The sequence below is a fragment of the Rhodobacter calidifons genome, from assembly GCF_011174775.1.
In the GTDB taxonomy this organism is placed as follows: domain Bacteria; phylum Pseudomonadota; class Alphaproteobacteria; order Rhodobacterales; family Rhodobacteraceae; genus Tabrizicola; species Tabrizicola calidifons.
In genome coordinates this window covers 1-16,061 of record NZ_JAANHS010000008.1, presented here as the reverse complement: position 1 = coordinate 16,061, position 16,061 = coordinate 1, and the positions used below count along the sequence as shown (strand labels likewise).

Genomic DNA, 16,061 nt, shown 5'->3' with positions numbered 1-16,061 from the left:
TTGGCGCCCGGACTGCTAGACATGGGGCCGGGCAGGCTGTAGAAGGCGCCCGTTAGCGCTAACAGCCCTCCGAGGAGTAACCCATGGTCTCGCGCGTCATTCCGGTGGATGTCTTCGATCTGGTGATCTTCGGCGGCACGGGCGATCTGGCCCGGCGCAAGATCCTTCCCGGGCTCTACCGGCGTTTCCTGGCCGGGCAGATGCCGGCCGAGAGCCGCATCATCGGCGCGGCGCGAGGCGAGTTGTCGGAGGCGGAGTACCGGGAGCAGGTGCGCGCGGCGATTGCCGAGTTCGTGCCGAAGGCGCGGCAGGACACGGCGATCGAGGGGTTCCTGTCGCGGTTGCAGTATGTGGCCATCGACGCGACGGGGACGAACGGCTGGGCGCAGCTGAAGGGCCTGATGCGCGAGAATGTGGTGCGGGCCTTCTATTTCTCGGTCGCGCCGGGGCTCTTCGGTGACATCGCGCAGCGGCTGTCGGAACACGGGATCGCGGATGCCTGGAGCCGGATAGTGGTGGAAAAGCCCTTCGGGCGGGATCTGGCCTCGGCCCGCGCGCTGAACGCGGTGCTGGCCCGGCATTTCAACGAGACGCAGATCTACCGGATCGACCATTACCTGGGCAAGGAAACCGTCCAGAACCTGATGGCGGTGCGCTTTGCCAATATCCTGTTCGAGCCTTTGTGGAAGGCCGAATACATCGACCATGTGCAGATCACCGTGGCCGAGACCGTGGGGGTCAACGGGCGCGGGGCCTATTACGACAAGTCGGGCGCGATGCGGGACATGGTGCAGAACCATCTGATGCAGCTTCTGTGCCTGATCGCGATGGAGCCGCCCTATCACTTCGACCCCGACGCGGTGCGCGACGAGAAGCTGAAGGTGATCCGCGCGCTGAAGCCCGTCCCGCCGGAGGACATCGTGCGCGGGCAATACGGGCCGGGCAAGGACGAGCCGGGCTATCTGGTCCATGCCGAGAACCCGGCCAGCCGCACCGAAAGCTACATCGCGCTGAAGGTGCAGATCTCCAACTGGCGCTGGCAGGGGGTGCCGTTCTACCTGCGCACCGGCAAGCGGCTGCGGGCGCGGGCGAGCGAAATCGCCATCACCTTCAAGCAGCCGCCGCATGCCATCTTCGACGATGCGAGCGGCTGGCACGAGAACGTGCTGGTGATCCGGCTTCAGCCCAATGAGGGCATGAACCTGATGGTGATGATCAAGGAACCCGGCCCGGGCGGGATGCGCCTGATGCAGGTGCCGCTGGACATGTCCTTTGCCGATGCCATCGAGGATGCCGAGGATGTGCCGGACGCCTATGAGCGGCTGATCATGGATGTGATCCGCGGCAACCAGACGCTGTTCATGCGCGGCGACGAGGTGGAGGCGGCCTGGGCCTGGACCGACCCGATCATTGAAGGCTGGGAGGCGCGCGGCGACAGGCCGCAGGTCTATGATCCCGGATCCTCGGGGCCGGAAGATGCGTTGATGCTGATGCACCGCGACGGGCGGCGCTGGCGGGAGATACGCGAATGAAGCTGGAAACCTACCCCGACCGCGAGATGATGATGCTGCAAGTGGCGAATGTGATCGCCGGGCAGCTGGCCGATTTCCTGCGGCGCGAGGGCAGGGCCACGCTGTCGGTGCCGGGCGGGACGACGCCGGGGCCGATCTTCGACACTCTGTCGGGGGTCGATATCGACTGGGCCAATGTCGCGGTGGTCCTGAACGACGAACGCTGGGTGCCGGAAAGTTCCGAGCGGTCGAACACGCGGCTGGTGCGGCAGCGGCTTCTGCGCGGTCGGGCGGCGCAGGCGCGGCTGGTGCCGCTGTATGCGCCCGCCGAGACGCCCGAGGAGATGCTGGCGGCGCTGGAGGATGGTCTGCGCCCGCATCTGCCGATCTCGGTCCTGTTGCTGGGCATGGGGGCGGACATGCACACGGCAAGCCTTTTCCCCGGCGCCGACCGGCTGGAAGAGGCGCTGTCGGCCGATGCGCCCCTGCTGTTGCCGATGCGCGCCGAGGCGGCGGGAGAGCCGCGCGTCACGCTGACCGCGCCGGTGCTGCGCGAGGCGTTCAACATCCACATCCTGATCACCGGGCCGGAAAAGCGCGAAGCCCTGGACCGCGCGATGAGCCTGACGCCGATGGAGGCGCCCGTGCGGGCGGTTCTGGACAACGCAACCGTGCATTGGGCGGAATGAGATGAGCAAATGGTCTGATCTTCAGCGGCTTCACGAGGTGAAGAAGGGCCGCCATATCCTTGATCTCTTTGACGAAAGCCGGGCCGGGGAGTTCTCGGTCACGGCGGACGGGATGCTGTTCGACTATTCCAAGACCAACATCGACGGCGAGACGCGGGCGGCCTTGCTGCGGCTGGCCGAGGTCTCGGGCGTGGCGGAAAAGCGCGCGGCGATGTTCTCGGGGGCGAAGATCAACGATACCGAAGGCCGGGCGGTGCTGCATGTCGCGCTGCGGGCCGGGGAGGAGGCGCGGATCGAGGTGGACGGCAAGGATGTCCTGCCCGAGGTCCGGCGGATTCGGGCGGCCTGTGCCGCCTTTGCCCGCGACGTGCGCTCGGGGGCCTTCCGGGGCGCGGGTGGCCGGATCACCGATGTGGTGAACATCGGGATCGGCGGGTCGGACCTGGGGCCTGCGATGGCCTGTCTGGCGTTGGCGCCCTATGCGGACGGGCCGCGCTGTCATTTCGTGTCGAACGTGGACGGCGCGCACATTCACGACGTGCTGCAAGGGCTTGATCCGACGACGACTTTGGTGATCGTCGCCTCCAAGACCTTCACCACCATCGAGACGATGACCAATGCCGATACGGCGAAACGCTGGATGGCGGCGAAGGTGGCGAACCCGGCGGCGCAGTTCGCGGCGGTGAGCACGGCGGGGGACAGGACCGCCGCCTATGGCATTGATCCGGCTCGGGTTTTCGGGTTCGAGGACTGGGTCGGCGGGCGCTATTCGATGTGGGGGCCGATCGGGCTGAGCCTCATGATCGCCATCGGGCCGGAGGCGTTCGATCAGTTCCTGGCGGGGGGCCGCGCGATGGACCGGCATTTCCTGACCGCGCCTTTCGCGGCGAACATGCCGGTGATGCTGGCGCTGGTGGGGGTCTGGCACAACCAGATCTGCGGCCATGCGACGCGGGCGGTTCTGCCCTACGATCAAAGGCTTGCGCGGCTTCCTGCCTATTTGCAGCAGCTGGAGATGGAAAGCAACGGCAAGCGGGTGGCCATCGACGGGTCGGACCTGGAAACCCATTCCGGCCCCGTGGTCTGGGGCGAGCCGGGGACGAACGGGCAGCATGCCTTCTATCAGCTGATCCATCAGGGCACGCGGGTGGTGCCCTGCGAGTTTCTGGTCGCGCGCAAGGGTCATGAGCCGGACCTGGCGCATCAGCATCTTCTGCTGGTGGCAAACTGTCTGGCGCAGGCCGAGGCTTTGTTGCGGGGCCGCTCGCTGCAGGAAGCCCGGGCGATCCTGGCGAAGAAGGGGCTGACGGGGGCAGAGCTGGAGCGGCAGGCGCGCCATCGGGTGTTCCCGGGCAACCGGCCTTCGACCGTGCTGGCCTATGAGCAGCTGACGCCCTTCACGCTGGGCCAGATCATCGCGCTTTATGAGCACCGGGTCTTCGTGGAAGGCGTGATCCTGGGGATCAATTCCTTCGACCAGTGGGGGGTGGAGCTGGGCAAGGAACTGGCGCTGGCCTTGCAGCCGGTGCTGGAGGGCAGGGCGGATACGGGCGGCAAGGACGGGTCCACGGCGGCGCTGGTCGCGTTCCTGCGGGGCTAAGCGCGCGATTTCCTTGCGGAAATCGGACCGGAGCCTGTGAAGGCTCCGATCCGGAAATTCCGGAATTTCCGGCGCTTACTTCAGCGCGGCGGTGACGATGATCTCGACCTTGTAGTCGGGGCTGGCCAGTTTCGCCTCGCCCGTGGCGCGGGCGGGGGTGTGGCCCTGCGGCACCCATTCGTCCCAGACCGAGTTCATCTCGGCGAAGGTGGCCATGTCGGCCAGCCAGATCTGGGCCGACAGGATCCGGGTCTTGTCGGTGCCGGCCTTGGCGAGGATCGCGTCGATGGCGGCGAGCGCCTGGGCGGTCTGTTCGGCGACGGTGCCGCCCGGCTGGCCGAGTTGCCCCGCGACCCAGAGGATGCCGTTGCAGGCCACGGCCTCGGACATGCGGGGGCCGGTGCCGTAACGGGTGATGTCGGTGTTCATGGGTGTCTCCCTGTTTGCGTCGCCGGGCTGGTTAGCCGGTTCCGGCGCGGAACGGAAGCTGTCAGAGGCGGCGGCAGTTGAACTGGTCGCCCGTGGCGCCCGAGATCCAGGTCAGGCCGGTATCGGTGACAGCGGCCAGCGTGATCCTGTAGCCATCGGCAAAGGTCAGCAGGTAGCTGCGGTCCCGGCGGACCACGGAGCTGATCGGGTAGGTCCTGCTGCCGTTGTTGTAGGTCGAGTTGGTAAAGCTGAAGGTCGCCACGCCGCAATCCCAGCGGCCGACGAAGGGATAGGATTCGACCGGACCCTGGTCCTCGACGCAGGCGGCGAGGCCGAGGGACAGGCAGAGCACATGAGGCAGGCGGGTCATGACGGGATTGCGTCGCGGCGGGTCAGGGACCACCGACTGCACCCGAACCGCAGCGGTTTGTCAACGGCTGCGGCGGCAGTGGCAGGAGAGGCCGGGAGAGGCTGGAGCGGGTGAAGGGAATCGAACCCTCGTCGTAAGCTTGGGAAGCTTCTGCTCTACCATTGAGCTACACCCGCGCGGCTTCCATTTAGCCAGTCCGCCCGACGAAGGCAAGGCGGCAAATCCTGCCGCGCCGCCCGGGCCGGGACGGCCTAGCCGGCGGCCCTGGGACGGCAGAAGGTGTCGCGCAGCGCGGTGACGATGCTGGCCACCTCATCGCGCGCCAGGCGGTAGATGACGCTTTTGCCTTCCCGCCGGGTCTGCACGATGCCTTCCGCCCGCAGCCGCATCAGCTGCTGCGAGACGGTCACCGGGCTTGTCCCCAGCGCCTCGGCCAGTTGCGTGACGTTCATCTCGCCATCGACGAGAAGGCAGAGGATCTGCAATCGCCCCTCGTGCGACAGCGATTTCAGCAGCGCCACGGCGCGGCTGGCCTGTTCAGCCGTGCCGCCAAAGCCTTCCAGGATCTCTGCCATCTTGCTCTCCCATACGGCTGCCTATTCGAACGCGCAGCCCTTCCTGACGCCCATCGCCTTGAACAGCCTTGCCGCAGGACAGAAGCCGGTAAAGGACGATTGCACGAGGTTCAGGCCGATGAAGACCGTGAACCAGACGAACAAGGGCGATACATAGGCCGTCAGGACGGTGCTGAGAAGCACCATCACCCCGGCAAAGCGCAGAACGGCGGAATCAAGAGTCATTTCGGACCTCATCTTGCAGGTGGGTTGGTCGGGTTGGTAGCCGGTTGCCGGCCGTCATGTGCGATACACGCGATAGATGGCCGGGATGACCAGCACGGTCAGCAGGGTCGAACTGAAGAGACCGAACAGAAGCGAGATGGCGAGACCCTGGAAGATCGGGTCGGCCAGGATCACCACCGCGCCGATCATCGCGGCGATGGCGGTCAGCAGGATCGGCTTGAACCGGATGGCTCCGGCCTCGATCAGGGTCTCGACGGCGGGAAGCCGGCCTTCGGGCGTGGCATGGCGGATGAAATCGACCAGCAGGATCGAGTTGCGCACGATGATTCCCGCCAGCGCGATGAAACCGATCATCGAGGTGGCGCTGAACGGCGCGGCAAAGAGCCAGTGGCCCAGGATGATCCCGAGGAAAGTCAGCGGGATCGGCGTGAGGATCACCAGCGGCAGCCGGAACGAGCCGAACTGGGCCACGACAAGGATGTAGATCCCGAGAAGCGCGATGCCGAAGGCGGCCCCCATGTCGCGGAAGGTGACGAAGGTCACTTCCCATTCGCCGTCCCACAGGAGGGTGACCTCGCCTTCGTCCTCGGGCTGGCCATGCAGGGCGATGACGGGTTTCGTGCCCTCGGGCCAGTCCATCCTGTCGATCTGATCCGCCACGGCCAGCATGCCGTAGAGCGGCGCCTCGAAAGCGCCGGCCAGTTCCGCCGTCACCATCTCGGCGTCACGGCCGTTGTGGCGGAAGATGGGATAGCTGGTCCGGTCCTCGGTCACGCGGATCACGTCGCCCAGTTCCACCACGCCGCGCGCGCCGGGCAGGGCATTGGCGGGAATGGGCGTGGTCAGGAAGCGTTCGTCCAGCACGCGGTTGGACTTGTCGCGCCCGACGACCAGCGGGATCGGCAGCCGGCCTTCGCCCCGGTGCGAGTAGCCCACGGTCTGCCCACCGTTCAGCAGGGCGAGCGTGTCGAACACGTCCTGTTCCTGCACGCCGTAGAAGTCGAGTTCGTCGGTGGACAGCGTGGCGCGCAGGCGGCGGGGCTGCGTGCCGAAGCTGTCGTCCACATCGACGATGAAGGGGACGGCTTCGAAGGCCTGGCGGATCAGGCCCGCGGCCTCGCGCCGGGTGTCGGCGTCGGGGCCGTAGACCTCGGCCAGAAGGGTCGAGATCACCGGCGGGCCGGGCGGGGGTTCGACGACCTTCAGGCTGGTGCCCGGGGGCACGGGAAGGGCGGCCAGCCGCTGGCGGATGTCCAGCGCGATGTCGTGGCTGGCGCGGGCCCGGTCGGTCTTGGGCGTCAGGTTGATCGCGACCTCGCCCAGCTGCGGTTCGGACCGCAGGTAGTAGTGCCGCACCAGCCCGTTGAAGTTGAAGGGCGCGGGCGTGCCGGCATGGGTCTGCACGCTGGTCACTTCCGGCAGGTCCATCACCGCCTCGGCCACATCGCGGGCGACGCGGTCGGTCGCCTCGACCGAGGCGCCTTCGGGCAGGTCGATCACCACCGAAAGCTCGGACTTGTTGTCGAAGGGCAGAAGCTTCACGGTGACGTCGCGGGTGTAGAGCGCGGTCAGCGAGCCGAAGGACAGGAGTGCCGTCAGAAGGAGGAAGGCGAGGCTGCGGCCCTTGGACTTCAGCACCGGGCGGGCGATGGCGGTGTAGCTGCGTTCCAGCCAGCCGCCATGGTGGCCGCCGTGCACATCGTCATGGGCGTGCGCCTTCATGTCGGCGCGACCGGCGATCTTGACCATCAGCCAGGGTGTGATGATGACCGCGACGAAGAAGGAAAAGATCATCGCCGCAGAGGCATTGGCCGGGATCGGCGACATGTAGGGGCCCATGAGGCCGCTGACGAACAGCATCGGCAGCAGCGCCACCACCACGGTCAGCGTGGCGACGATGGTCGGGTTGCCGACCTCGGCCACCGCCTCGATGGCGGCCTGGATGCGGGGCTTGCGGCGGTCCATGCCCCAGTGGCGGTCGATGTTCTCGATCACCACGATGGCGTCGTCGACGAGGATGCCGATGGAGAAGATCAGCGCGAACAGCGAGACCCGGTTCAGCGTGAAGCCCATGATCCAGGCGGCGAAGAGGGTCAGCAGGATCGTGACCGGGATCACGATCGCCACCACGCCCGCCTCGCGCCAGCCGATGGCCAGCCAGACGAGTGCGATGATCGAGACCGTGGCGAGGCCGAGGTGGAACAGCAGTTCGTTGGCCTTTTCGTTGGCGGTTTCGCCATAGTCGCGGGTGAGGGTGATCTCGACCCCATCCGGGATCAGCCGGGACTCCAGCGCATGGACCCGGTGCAGCACGGCCTCGGCCACGACGACCGCATTCGCCCCGGCACGTTTGGCGATGGCCAGCGTCACCGCGGGGCCGGAGGTGATCCTGCCGTCCTCGGCCTTGGCCAGATGGGCGACGATGGTGTCGCGGGTGTTCTGGACATAGGCCACGCGGGCCACGTCCGAGACATAGACCGGCCGCCCGTCGCGTGTGGTCAGCAGGAGGTTCGCCACTTCGGACGGAGCGGTGAGGGTTTCGCCTGCCACGAGATCGACCATCTCGCCACCATCGCGCAGCTTGCCGGTGTTCAGCGTGCGGTTCGCCTGGGCGACCTTGCCGGCCAGCTGTTGCAGCGTCACGCCGTACAGGGCCAGCCGGTCGGGGTCGGGTTCGATGCGGATGGCGTCCTGGGCGTCGCCGACAAGGTAGGTCAGGCCCACGTCCTCGGTCTTGGCGACCTCGGTTTGCAGCGTGCGCGCGATCCGGGTCAGGTCGCTTGCGGTGGCCGTTTCCGACGACAGCGTCAGCGTCAGGATCGCCACGTCGTCGATGCCGCGCCCGACGATCAGCGGTTCGGGGATGCCGACCGGGATCCTGTCCATGTTGGCGCGGATCTTGTCGTGGACGCGCAGGATCGCGTCTTCCGAGCGGGTGCCGACCTTGAAGCGCGCCGTCACCATCGCCGCGTCGTCGCGGGTGGAGGAATAGACGTGTTCGACGTCGTTGATCCCCTTGACCAGCACCTCGAGCGGTTCGGTCACCAGCTTGACCGCATCGACGGCCTTCAGGCCCTGGGCCTGGACATGGATATCGACGAGGGGGACGGATATCTGCGGCTCTTCCTCGCGCGGGAGCGAGACGAGCGCGACAAGGCCTGCGGCCAGGGCGGCCAGGATGAACAGCGGGGTGAGGGCCGAGTTGATGAAGGCCCGCGTCAGGCCGCCGGCAATGCCCAGCGGGTGCTTCGGGGACGGCTCAGTCATGGCTTGCCCTGACCTGGGCTGCCTCAGAAGCGGGCAGGACGACATCGCCCGGGACGAGGCCGGTGACGACCTCGACCATGGGAATGCCGTCGATGCGGTGCGTCTCGCCCGGGACGACGCTGCGCAGCACGGGGCCGGAGGCGGTTTGCAGGGTCACGAAATCCAGCCCGGCGCGGGTGAATAGCGCGGCTTGCGGCACCATCAGCGCCGCGCGTTCGCCGACCGGCAGGCTGACCAGCATCCGCTTGCCGACAAAGCTGTCGGGCAGGTTCTCGATCTCGACATCCGCGGTGACGCGGCCGCCCTCGATCAGCGGATAGAGGCGGGCGAGCCTGCCCTCGCGGTCGGCGCCGCCTTCGGTGATGCGGATCCGGTCCCCGGCCTCCAGTGCGGTCGCATGGCGTTCGGGCACGGCAAGGCGCAGGAAGGTTCCGCCGCCGCCGACCACGGCCACGACTTCGCCCGGCATCAGGACCGCCCCCCGGGTGACCGGCACGTCCAGCACGCAGCCCGCGACCGGCGCCAGCACCACGCCCTCTTTCGCCTGCTGGGCCACGACGTCGGCCTGGGCGGAAAGCGCCATGATCTGGCCCTTCAGCACATCGACCTGGGTGCGCAGCGCATCAACCCGTTGCAGGGTGGTGACGCCGTTCTTCAAGAGATCCTCGCCGCGTTGCAGGTCGGTCTCGGCATTGGCCAGTTGCGCCTCAAGCGCCTCGCGCTGTGCGGAAAGGGCGGCCAGCTGGAAATCCAGCTTGTCATCGACGATGCGGGCGATTTCCTGACCCGCGGTCACGCTGTCGCCTTCGCTGACCGAAAGGTCCACCAGCGTGCCGCCGATGCGCGAGCGCGCCGGGATGCGGTCACGCGCCTCGACGCTGCCATAAACGGACTTCCAGACCGTGACCGGCATGGGGGCGACGGTGAAGGGGTCGGCCAGAAGCGGGCCGGCCGGCAGAAGCGAGAGGAGAAGGAGCCTGGGCAGCAGAGCGGTTCGCAACATGGGATTCGGGCCTTCGATTTTCAGGTTTCATTTATATCGTAAAGTTCAAAGCTATGACAATAACAAAATGAAAAGACCGGCGACCGGCGCGGATTGGCTTGGCCCGGCACGGTGACGGCAAGGCCGGGCCTCTGCGGCCCTGCGTCGCAAGGCTGCCGGAAGCGGGTGCGATGGTCCTTTGCATCAGCGGGTGCCGCACAAGGCGGGCGCCGGGCGCCGGAGAGGGTCTGGCAAGGGCCCTTGCCGAATGGTGGAAAGCGTCTGGCGCCTCAGCGTCCGGACTTGAGGGCCGAGAGTCGCTGGCTGACCCAGAGGCCTGCGCGTCTTGCGGCACGTCCGGCATGAACCCACAAGGCGGAGAGGCCGATCCACGCCCCTCTGCCCAGAACCTGCGGCAACAGGGCCGGATCGATGCGGAACCGGTGCCCGCGTCGTTCCATCCAGTCGCGCAAGGCAAGTGTGACCAGTGTCCCCAGCGCCAGACCTGCCAGGCAGTCCGACAGCCAGTGGACGCCGAGGAAGGCCCGCGACAGCGCCGTGAGAAGTCCCAGCGCCAGCCAGAAGAAGGCCTGTCGCGGCAAGGCGACAGCGAGGGCAATCGCGCAGGCGATGGCGGTGGTGGAATGGCCCGACGGGAAGGCGGCCCATCCGGCGCGGAAGGTCATGGCGGCGAACTCGAACACCTGTGCGTCACCTGTCGAGGGCCGGGCGCGGCCGATCAGGTTCTTCGTAAGGCTGGCAATCGTGCCGCTGATCGCCACCGACCCCAGCACCAGAAGCAGGGCCGAGCGCAGGTTCCGAAGCGCTTCACGCGGAAACGGGTTGGCCTGACGCGCGACGATGGTGACGGCGCCGAGAAGCAGCAGGGAAATGCCGATCGGCCAGGCCGAGTTGCCGAACTGGGTGACGCCCCGCAGCACCGCCACGACCGAAGGATCGAGGCTGCGCGCCAGATCGCGCACGGCGCCGTCCGCGACGACGGCAACCAGCAGGAGGGCGCAGGCGAAGGTTCCGAGCCAGGACAGCCGGCTTTGCCGCCTGACCGCAGCGGCCAGCCTGCGGCCCGGGGTCGGCCTGAGGCCTTCGGGACGGCCAGCGGCAAGGAACTGGTCGCGGGACCCGGCGTGTTTCATGGCCACCCCCGGCAGTCGAGGACATCGAGCGTGACCCAGCGGCCCATCCCGAGGCCAAGGCCGGTCGCGGTCTGTGCCGGGCGGCATCCCGGGATCAGGGGGATCGGGGCCGTGGCGCCGGATCGGGCGCGCACGACCACCTGGCAGGCGCCGGGTCGTACGACCTCGGCGGCGGTGGCCGAGGCGGGGTAGAGGGCGGTCTTCTGCCCGCCGCGCCAGACCAGCGAGGGCTCGCCATAGCCCCAGCCGGTCAGGATCGGTTTGTCGCATCCCTGGGCCTGGGCGATGCGGGACGCGGCGGCAATGGCGGTCTCGGTCGGCCAGAGGGCCGGGATGCGGGCTGCGGCCGAGATCAGCCCGGCATGCAGAAGCGCACCGGCAAGGGCGGCCTGCGCGGCCAGCGTCCAGGGCTTCGATGCCCGGGCGGAACGCAGCGCAAGGACCAGGGCGACGACCGCCCCCGCCAGCCCGGCAAGCGCAAGCATGGCGGCAGGCATGGCGTTCTGAGTGATGGCAAAGACGGCGACGGCGAGGCCAAGGGCAAGTCCCGGCAGGATCGCGACCGCCGCCAGCCCGCGGAGCAGCCGCGATGCGGTGGCGAGCCCTTCGGGCAGATGGGCCACGGCCAGCAGGGCAAGGGCGGGGTAGGCGGGCAGGGTGTAGTGGATCAGCTTGGTCGGGACCGCCTCGTAGACCAGCCAGACCGGGACGATCCAGGCCAGGCAGAACCGGGTGGCCGGTTCGCTCCGCGCGCGCCAGATTGTTGGCAGGGCGAGGAGAAGCAGCGGTGTCGCGGGCCAGAAGGTCAGCCAGAGAAGCATCAGGTAGCTGCCCGGCGGCGCGCCCTTGCCTTCCTGTCCCGAGGTGATCTTGGGCAGGAGGTCGGCACCGACCGAGCCCAGCCAGAAGGCGCCCTCGCTGCGCAGGGTGATGGCGATGAACCAGGGCAGGACCACGGCCAGCGCCAGGACAATGGGCCATGGCGACCAGAGCGGGCGCAGCCAGTCCGCCCGGCGGTCAAGCGCGACCAGCGCCAGAACGGTCAGCGCCGGGACCATCGGGCCGATCGGTCCCTTGATCAGGGTTCCGGCCGCAATGGCCAGCCAGAAGGCGAAACCCGCGCCCTGACCGGAGACCTGTCGCAGGTAAAGCCGTGCCAGGACCGCCTGTGCGACAAGGATTGTCGCCAGCAGTGCCGCGTCGGTCTTGGCGATCCGCGCCTCGCCGCCGATCACCAGGCCGCCGGCAAAGACTGCCGCGGCCAGGAGCGCCGCCTGTCGTCCGAAAAGCGGCATCCCCACGACCGCAACCAGAAGCACCGACAGGACGGCGCCTGCCAGCGACGGCAGGCGGTAGACCCAGAGCGGGGCGTCCGGGCCGCCGCCCGATGCCAGGACGGCGGCGCTTTGCAGCCAGTAGATCCCGACCGGCTTCTTGTGGCGGGGTTCGTCCTGAAAGCGGATGTCGATGTAGTCCCGGCTGGCCACCATCTGCCGACTGGCCTGCACAAAGCGCGCCTCGTCCCGGTCCACCACCGGCAGCGCGGTCAGCGCGGGCAGGAAGGCCAGCAGCGCGAACAGGGTCAGGGCCAGCCAGCCTCGGGTCGCGCCAAGCCATGCGGGTCTGGCCGAAAGCGCAAGGGTCAATAGACGCCCCTCTGTTCGACAAGCTCGATCGCCGGTCTGCGGGACGCGCGGCCGGGCAGGCTGAGGCGCGCGCGGGCAATGCCGAGGACCGTATAGAGCGCGAGGGCGGCCGCTGCGGAGAAGAGCGTGGAAAAGACCACATCGGAGAGGAAATGCCGCCCAAGACCGACCCGGAGGGTCGCGGTCAGCAGGATGTAGGCCGCTGCAAGACCGACGGCCAGCACCCGGCTGTGGGTCCGCGTGAGGTGGGGCCAGAGGATGACGATGGTCGGGATGGCCAGGCCTGCGGCCAGCGCGACCTCGCCCGAGACGAAGGAACAGTTGCGCGCACATTCCTCGACCACCTGCCAGGGCGGCGTGAACTGCGCGGTTCCGCCGAAATCGGCCAGCGTAACGGGTCGGGCCCGGCCGACATGGGATTTCAACAGGACGTTGACCACCACGCCGCTGGCCAGCGCGACGCAAAGGAACGGATAGGCCAGCAGCCGGACATGATCGCGGGGTGTCTTTCCGGAGGTCAGCCCGTAGAGGATGCCGAGCAGCAGGAGGAGGGTGGCGACCTCTCCCAGGCGGCGCACCGCCAGATTGATGTCGGGCGCAATCCCCATGGTCCAGGGAAAGCCGCGACTGCCATCGGCAAAGAGCGCAGACACGGCCAGGTCGATGCCCGGGAACGCCGCGAAAAGCGTCTGCACGGTGACGAAGACCAGCAGGAAGGCGATCAGCAGGGTCTGCGGTGTCATGTCGGTCCCCCTTCGGATGCGGTTGCAGCCAGGCAGCCCGGGTCGGGTAGGCTGTAGAGCAGAAGCACGTCGCCTCCGGCAAAACCGGGCGGTGCAACGGTGCGGGCGATGATCTCGGCATCGGCGCAGGGAAGCGTTGCGCCACGCCGCAGAAGCAGGAGCGCTCGAGCCCCGTCCTCTGGCCGATAGGCGGCGGTCAGTTCCCAGTGATGGGCCGGAAGGCCGGTGGGCGGAACGGCGCGGATGGCCGGGCCGGAACCGGCGGCGAACCAGGACAGGTCGGCCAGAAGGTCGCGGTCCCTTGCGATCAGCACATCCGCGCCCTGTGCGGCGGCGATGCCGAGCGCCCAGTCGGCAATCCCGGCGTGGCCCAGATAGCGCGACAGAAGCGGGCGCCCGTCCGGCCTTTGCAGGTCGGTCCCGAAGGCTTTCGCCAGCGGCAGCGCGATCGAGACTGCCAGCCCCAGCGCCAGCGACAGACCGGCCAGCCAGCGCCGTCGCTCCAGCACCTGCGCCGCGAGGATGCTGCCCGGCACCAGGTAGAGCACCGCCCAGTTCGCCAGCACCGGCCCCTTGACCCCTTGCGCCAGGACGATCAGCAGCGGTGTCAGCGCCAGGGCGGCCAGCCCCGGCGTGGATCGGTCGCGCAGCGCGACCAGCAGGGCCGCGAAGGTGATCGGTCCGGCGACCAGGAACTGTTCGGCAAGAAACTGCATCGGGCGCAGCAGCGACAGGCCGTGGCCTTCGGTGATGGCCTCGATGTGCCGGAAGGTGACGAAGCCGTGCCGGGCAAGCCAGAGAAGATGCGGAGCGATCACCGCAGCCATGGTCCCGACGGCGACCAGGAGGTCGGTCCGGGCAAGCCGGAAAGCGGGCGCGACCAGCGCGGCGAACGTTGCCCCCAGAAGCCAGAACAGCATCGCGTGCTTGGCCAGAAGCCCCAGACCCAGCGCCAGCCCGAGGACGACCGCCGCGCCGGGGGCCCGCTGTCCCAGGGCGCGCGCCTTGCCGGCGGTCAGTTGCGCCAGCAGGGCCAGGGAGGCGGCCAGAAGCAGCGGCGTGTCGGTCGTCATCAGCGCAGAGCCAAGCGCAACCGCCGGCGCGACAAGGTAAAGCAGGGCCGCAAGCGCGGCGACAGACAGCGGCACGAGCTGCCGCGCGCAGGCGAAGATCACCGCGGCCGTGGCGGCATGCATGAAAACCGCCGGAAGCCGGACCGCAGCGACCGACTGGCCGAACAGCTCGGTCGAGGCCCGGATGATCTAGCCGATCAGCGGCGGTTTCGAATAGGCCCCGAAGTCCGGGGACTGGCCCCAGAACCAGTACTGCGCCTCGTCCGTCGAAAGCTCGGTCCGGTCCAGGGCGCCCAGCACCAGCCGACAGGCCACCAGCACCAGCGCCACCGCCAGCGCGGCATGCGCCGGCGCCGAGGTCCGGTCAGTGCTTGGCGCCGGCCGGGTGATGCTGGTGCTCGGCATGGATCAGCCAGAGATTGCGGATGTAGATCACCAGCCCCATCGACTGGCCCAGGATGAACACCGGATCGCGCCGCCAGAGCGCATAGCTGAACAGGACAAGGCCCCCCGCCAGGGAGAAGTACCAGAAGGCGATCGGGATCACCGACCGCTTCTCGCGCTCGGAGGCGATCCACTGGACCAGGAAGCGCGCCGTGAAGAGCAGCTGGCCGCACAGGCCGATCAGAACCCAGGTGAATTCGGTCCAGCTGTCGACATGCAGCCAGGCCCAGAGGGTTTCAGGCATCGATCCGTCCTTTCGTGAGGTTGGTTGCCTGAGCCGTGCCCTCCAGCGGGACGGGTCCGGGCAGAGGGGTAAGGCGCTCGGCCCGGGCGCGCTTGCGGCGGTGGATCAGCCAGGCGACACCGGCAAGGTCCAGGATCCCGGCAAGGGCGCGGTCAAGGTTGCGGTATTTCGACCGGCCGCTGCGGCGCGGGGCATGGGTGACGTTGACGTGCCGCACCTGCCAGCCCTCGCGGGCAAACAGCGCCGGCAGATAGCGGTGCATGTGGTTGAAATAGGGCAGGGCGAGGAAGGCCTCGCGCCGGAAGGCCTTGAGCCCGCAGCCCGTGTCGCGCGTCCCGTCGCGCAGGACGGCCGCGCGCAGGCCGTTGGCCAGGCGCGAGGCCAGGCGCTTGGACAGGCTGTCCTTGCGTCCGATGCGCTGTCCGGCAACCAGGCCGCAGGTCGGGTCGGCCTCCGGACCGATCAGCGGTGCGACCAGTCCGGGCAGGTTTTCGGGCGGGTTCTGCCCGTCTCCGTCCAGTGTCGCCACGACCGAGGCCCGGGCCGCCAGGACCCCGGAATGCAGCGCCGCCGACTGACCGCCCGACCGCGGATGCCCGAGCACCACGATCCGTGCATCCCGCCTGGCCAGCGCCAGACAGCGCGCGCGGGTGCCGTCGGTCGTTCCGTCATCCACCAGAAGCAGTTCATAGGACCAGCCCGCAAGCACTGTGGCGATTTCGGCGACCAGAGCGTCGATCGCGCCTTCCTCGTTGTGCAGCGGCACCACCACGGAAAGCCGGGGGGGCGGGGGCGACAGGGGAACGGGCGTTGCGCTGGAGAACATCGGACGGACCCGGACGAGAGCGGCGTCTCCGCTCTACGACTGGCGCATGACAGCTCGACGACAGTTTGTTTGCAGTCTTGCGTCAGACTGTGACGCGGACGCCGTAGCTCTTGCCACCGGCGCGGGATCGTGCAGTAATGCATATACCTTGCAAATGCATCGGTGAGGACAGGATGACCAAGGGCAAGTCTGACGGCTCTGTTGCGCAAATCTCCTGAAGGCCAGAGTTCCCCTTCCCCCAGACGGACTTATCCCTTGGCCTCAGTGATGGGTGTGCCGAGTG

At 68.2% G+C, this 16,061-nt stretch carries 16 protein-coding genes and 1 tRNA gene; 3 read left to right on the top strand and 14 right to left on the bottom strand.

Annotated elements, in window-relative coordinates; translation table 11 throughout:
• Positions 1-83: 83 nt before the first annotated feature.
• Genes zwf through pgi form a run of 3 tightly spaced genes read left to right on the top strand, consistent with a single transcriptional unit; the run spans position 84 to position 3,800 of the window.
• Entirely contained in the window at positions 84-1,532 is a 1,449-nt protein-coding gene (gene zwf / locus G8O29_RS11725; RefSeq protein WP_166403434.1) for a glucose-6-phosphate dehydrogenase, read from the top strand.
• Positions 1,529-2,200, top strand: coding sequence for a 6-phosphogluconolactonase (gene pgl, locus G8O29_RS11720; protein WP_166403433.1), 672 nt, complete (start codon positions 1,529-1,531; stop codon positions 2,198-2,200). The genes zwf and pgl overlap by 4 nt, the downstream gene beginning before the upstream one ends.
• 1 nt (position 2,201) lies before the next feature.
• The gene (gene pgi, locus G8O29_RS11715; protein WP_166403432.1) at positions 2,202-3,800 is read left to right on the top strand and encodes a glucose-6-phosphate isomerase; all 1,599 of its coding nucleotides are present in this window, start codon (positions 2,202-2,204) and stop codon (positions 3,798-3,800) included.
• 75 nt (positions 3,801-3,875) lie between these two features.
• Here the strand turns inward: pgi and G8O29_RS11710 are convergent, their stop codons facing one another.
• The 14 genes from G8O29_RS11710 to G8O29_RS11645 all read right to left on the bottom strand — a co-directional run bounded on the left by G8O29_RS11710 (position 3,876) and on the right by G8O29_RS11645 (position 15,778).
• Positions 3,876-4,229: a RidA family protein gene (locus G8O29_RS11710; RefSeq protein WP_166403431.1), complete on the bottom strand. Its 354-nt coding sequence runs from the start codon at positions 4,227-4,229 to the stop codon at positions 3,876-3,878.
• Positions 4,230-4,290: 61 nt separating this feature from the next.
• Positions 4,291-4,599: a hypothetical protein gene (locus G8O29_RS11705; protein WP_166403430.1), complete on the bottom strand. Its 309-nt coding sequence runs from the start codon at positions 4,597-4,599 to the stop codon at positions 4,291-4,293.
• A gap of 102 nt (positions 4,600-4,701) precedes the next feature.
• Positions 4,702-4,775 (bottom strand) — tRNA-Gly (locus G8O29_RS11700).
• Between the two features lie 75 nt (positions 4,776-4,850).
• A complete protein-coding gene (locus G8O29_RS11695) occupies positions 4,851-5,174 on the bottom strand; it encodes an ArsR/SmtB family transcription factor (protein ID WP_166403429.1) in 324 nt (107 codons plus the stop codon).
• Positions 5,175-5,195: 21 nt separating this feature from the next.
• Positions 5,196-5,399 (bottom strand): YgaP family membrane protein, encoded by a 204-nt coding sequence (locus tag G8O29_RS11690; protein ID WP_166403428.1) that lies wholly within the window; start codon positions 5,397-5,399, stop codon positions 5,196-5,198.
• Between the two features lie 54 nt (positions 5,400-5,453).
• Entirely contained in the window at positions 5,454-8,666 is a 3,213-nt protein-coding gene (locus tag G8O29_RS11685) for an efflux RND transporter permease subunit (RefSeq protein ID WP_166403427.1), read from the bottom strand.
• Positions 8,659-9,669, bottom strand: coding sequence for an efflux RND transporter periplasmic adaptor subunit (locus G8O29_RS11680; RefSeq protein ID WP_437440806.1), 1,011 nt, complete (start codon positions 9,667-9,669; stop codon positions 8,659-8,661). Before G8O29_RS11680 ends, G8O29_RS11685 begins: the two co-directional genes overlap by 8 nt.
• A gap of 269 nt (positions 9,670-9,938) precedes the next feature.
• Positions 9,939-10,802, bottom strand: coding sequence for a phosphatase PAP2 family protein (locus G8O29_RS11675; RefSeq protein ID WP_166403426.1), 864 nt, complete (start codon positions 10,800-10,802; stop codon positions 9,939-9,941).
• Entirely contained in the window at positions 10,799-12,448 is a 1,650-nt protein-coding gene (locus G8O29_RS11670; protein WP_166403425.1) for an ArnT family glycosyltransferase, read from the bottom strand. The genes G8O29_RS11675 and G8O29_RS11670 overlap by 4 nt, the downstream gene beginning before the upstream one ends.
• Positions 12,445-13,191 carry a phosphatase PAP2 family protein gene (locus G8O29_RS11665; protein WP_166403424.1) on the bottom strand — a complete coding sequence of 249 codons (747 nt, stop codon included), beginning with the start codon at positions 13,189-13,191 and terminating at the stop codon, positions 12,445-12,447. Before G8O29_RS11665 ends, G8O29_RS11670 begins: the two co-directional genes overlap by 4 nt.
• Positions 13,188-14,450, bottom strand: a complete 1,263-nt coding sequence (locus tag G8O29_RS18280) for a glycosyltransferase family 39 protein (protein ID WP_367890171.1) — start codon at positions 14,448-14,450, stop codon at positions 13,188-13,190. The genes G8O29_RS11665 and G8O29_RS18280 overlap by 4 nt, the downstream gene beginning before the upstream one ends.
• Positions 14,451-14,453: 3 nt before the next feature.
• Positions 14,454-14,669, bottom strand: a complete 216-nt coding sequence (locus G8O29_RS11655; RefSeq protein WP_166403423.1) for a hypothetical protein — start codon at positions 14,667-14,669, stop codon at positions 14,454-14,456.
• Positions 14,629-14,952, bottom strand: a complete 324-nt coding sequence (locus tag G8O29_RS11650) for a lipid-A-disaccharide synthase N-terminal domain-containing protein (RefSeq protein ID WP_166403422.1) — start codon at positions 14,950-14,952, stop codon at positions 14,629-14,631. The genes G8O29_RS11655 and G8O29_RS11650 overlap by 41 nt, the downstream gene beginning before the upstream one ends.
• The gene (locus tag G8O29_RS11645; RefSeq protein ID WP_166403421.1) at positions 14,945-15,778 is read right to left on the bottom strand and encodes a glycosyltransferase family 2 protein; all 834 of its coding nucleotides are present in this window, start codon (positions 15,776-15,778) and stop codon (positions 14,945-14,947) included. The genes G8O29_RS11650 and G8O29_RS11645 overlap by 8 nt, the downstream gene beginning before the upstream one ends.
• Positions 15,779-16,061: the final 283 nt, after the last annotated feature.

Coding starts and splice junctions, on each gene's coding strand:
- zwf (WP_166403434.1), top strand. CDS start 84: ATGGTCTCGCGCGTCATTCCGGTGGATGTCTTCGATCTGGTGATCTTC.
- pgl (WP_166403433.1), top strand. CDS start 1,529: ATGAAGCTGGAAACCTACCCCGACCGCGAGATGATGATGCTGCAAGTG.
- pgi (WP_166403432.1), top strand. CDS start 2,202: ATGAGCAAATGGTCTGATCTTCAGCGGCTTCACGAGGTGAAGAAGGGC.
- G8O29_RS11710 (WP_166403431.1), bottom strand. CDS start 4,229: ATGAACACCGACATCACCCGTTACGGCACCGGCCCCCGCATGTCCGAG.
- G8O29_RS11705 (WP_166403430.1), bottom strand. CDS start 4,599: ATGACCCGCCTGCCTCATGTGCTCTGCCTGTCCCTCGGCCTCGCCGCC.
- G8O29_RS11695 (WP_166403429.1), bottom strand. CDS start 5,174: ATGGCAGAGATCCTGGAAGGCTTTGGCGGCACGGCTGAACAGGCCAGC.
- G8O29_RS11690 (WP_166403428.1), bottom strand. CDS start 5,399: ATGACTCTTGATTCCGCCGTTCTGCGCTTTGCCGGGGTGATGGTGCTT.
- G8O29_RS11685 (WP_166403427.1), bottom strand. CDS start 8,666: ATGACTGAGCCGTCCCCGAAGCACCCGCTGGGCATTGCCGGCGGCCTG.
- G8O29_RS11680 (WP_437440806.1), bottom strand. CDS start 9,669: ATGTTGCGAACCGCTCTGCTGCCCAGGCTCCTTCTCCTCTCGCTTCTG.
- G8O29_RS11675 (WP_166403426.1), bottom strand. CDS start 10,802: ATGAAACACGCCGGGTCCCGCGACCAGTTCCTTGCCGCTGGCCGTCCC.
- G8O29_RS11665 (WP_166403424.1), bottom strand. CDS start 13,191: ATGACACCGCAGACCCTGCTGATCGCCTTCCTGCTGGTCTTCGTCACC.
- G8O29_RS11655 (WP_166403423.1), bottom strand. CDS start 14,669: ATGCCGAGCACCAGCATCACCCGGCCGGCGCCAAGCACTGACCGGACC.
- G8O29_RS11650 (WP_166403422.1), bottom strand. CDS start 14,952: ATGCCTGAAACCCTCTGGGCCTGGCTGCATGTCGACAGCTGGACCGAA.
- G8O29_RS11645 (WP_166403421.1), bottom strand. CDS start 15,778: ATGTTCTCCAGCGCAACGCCCGTTCCCCTGTCGCCCCCGCCCCCCCGG.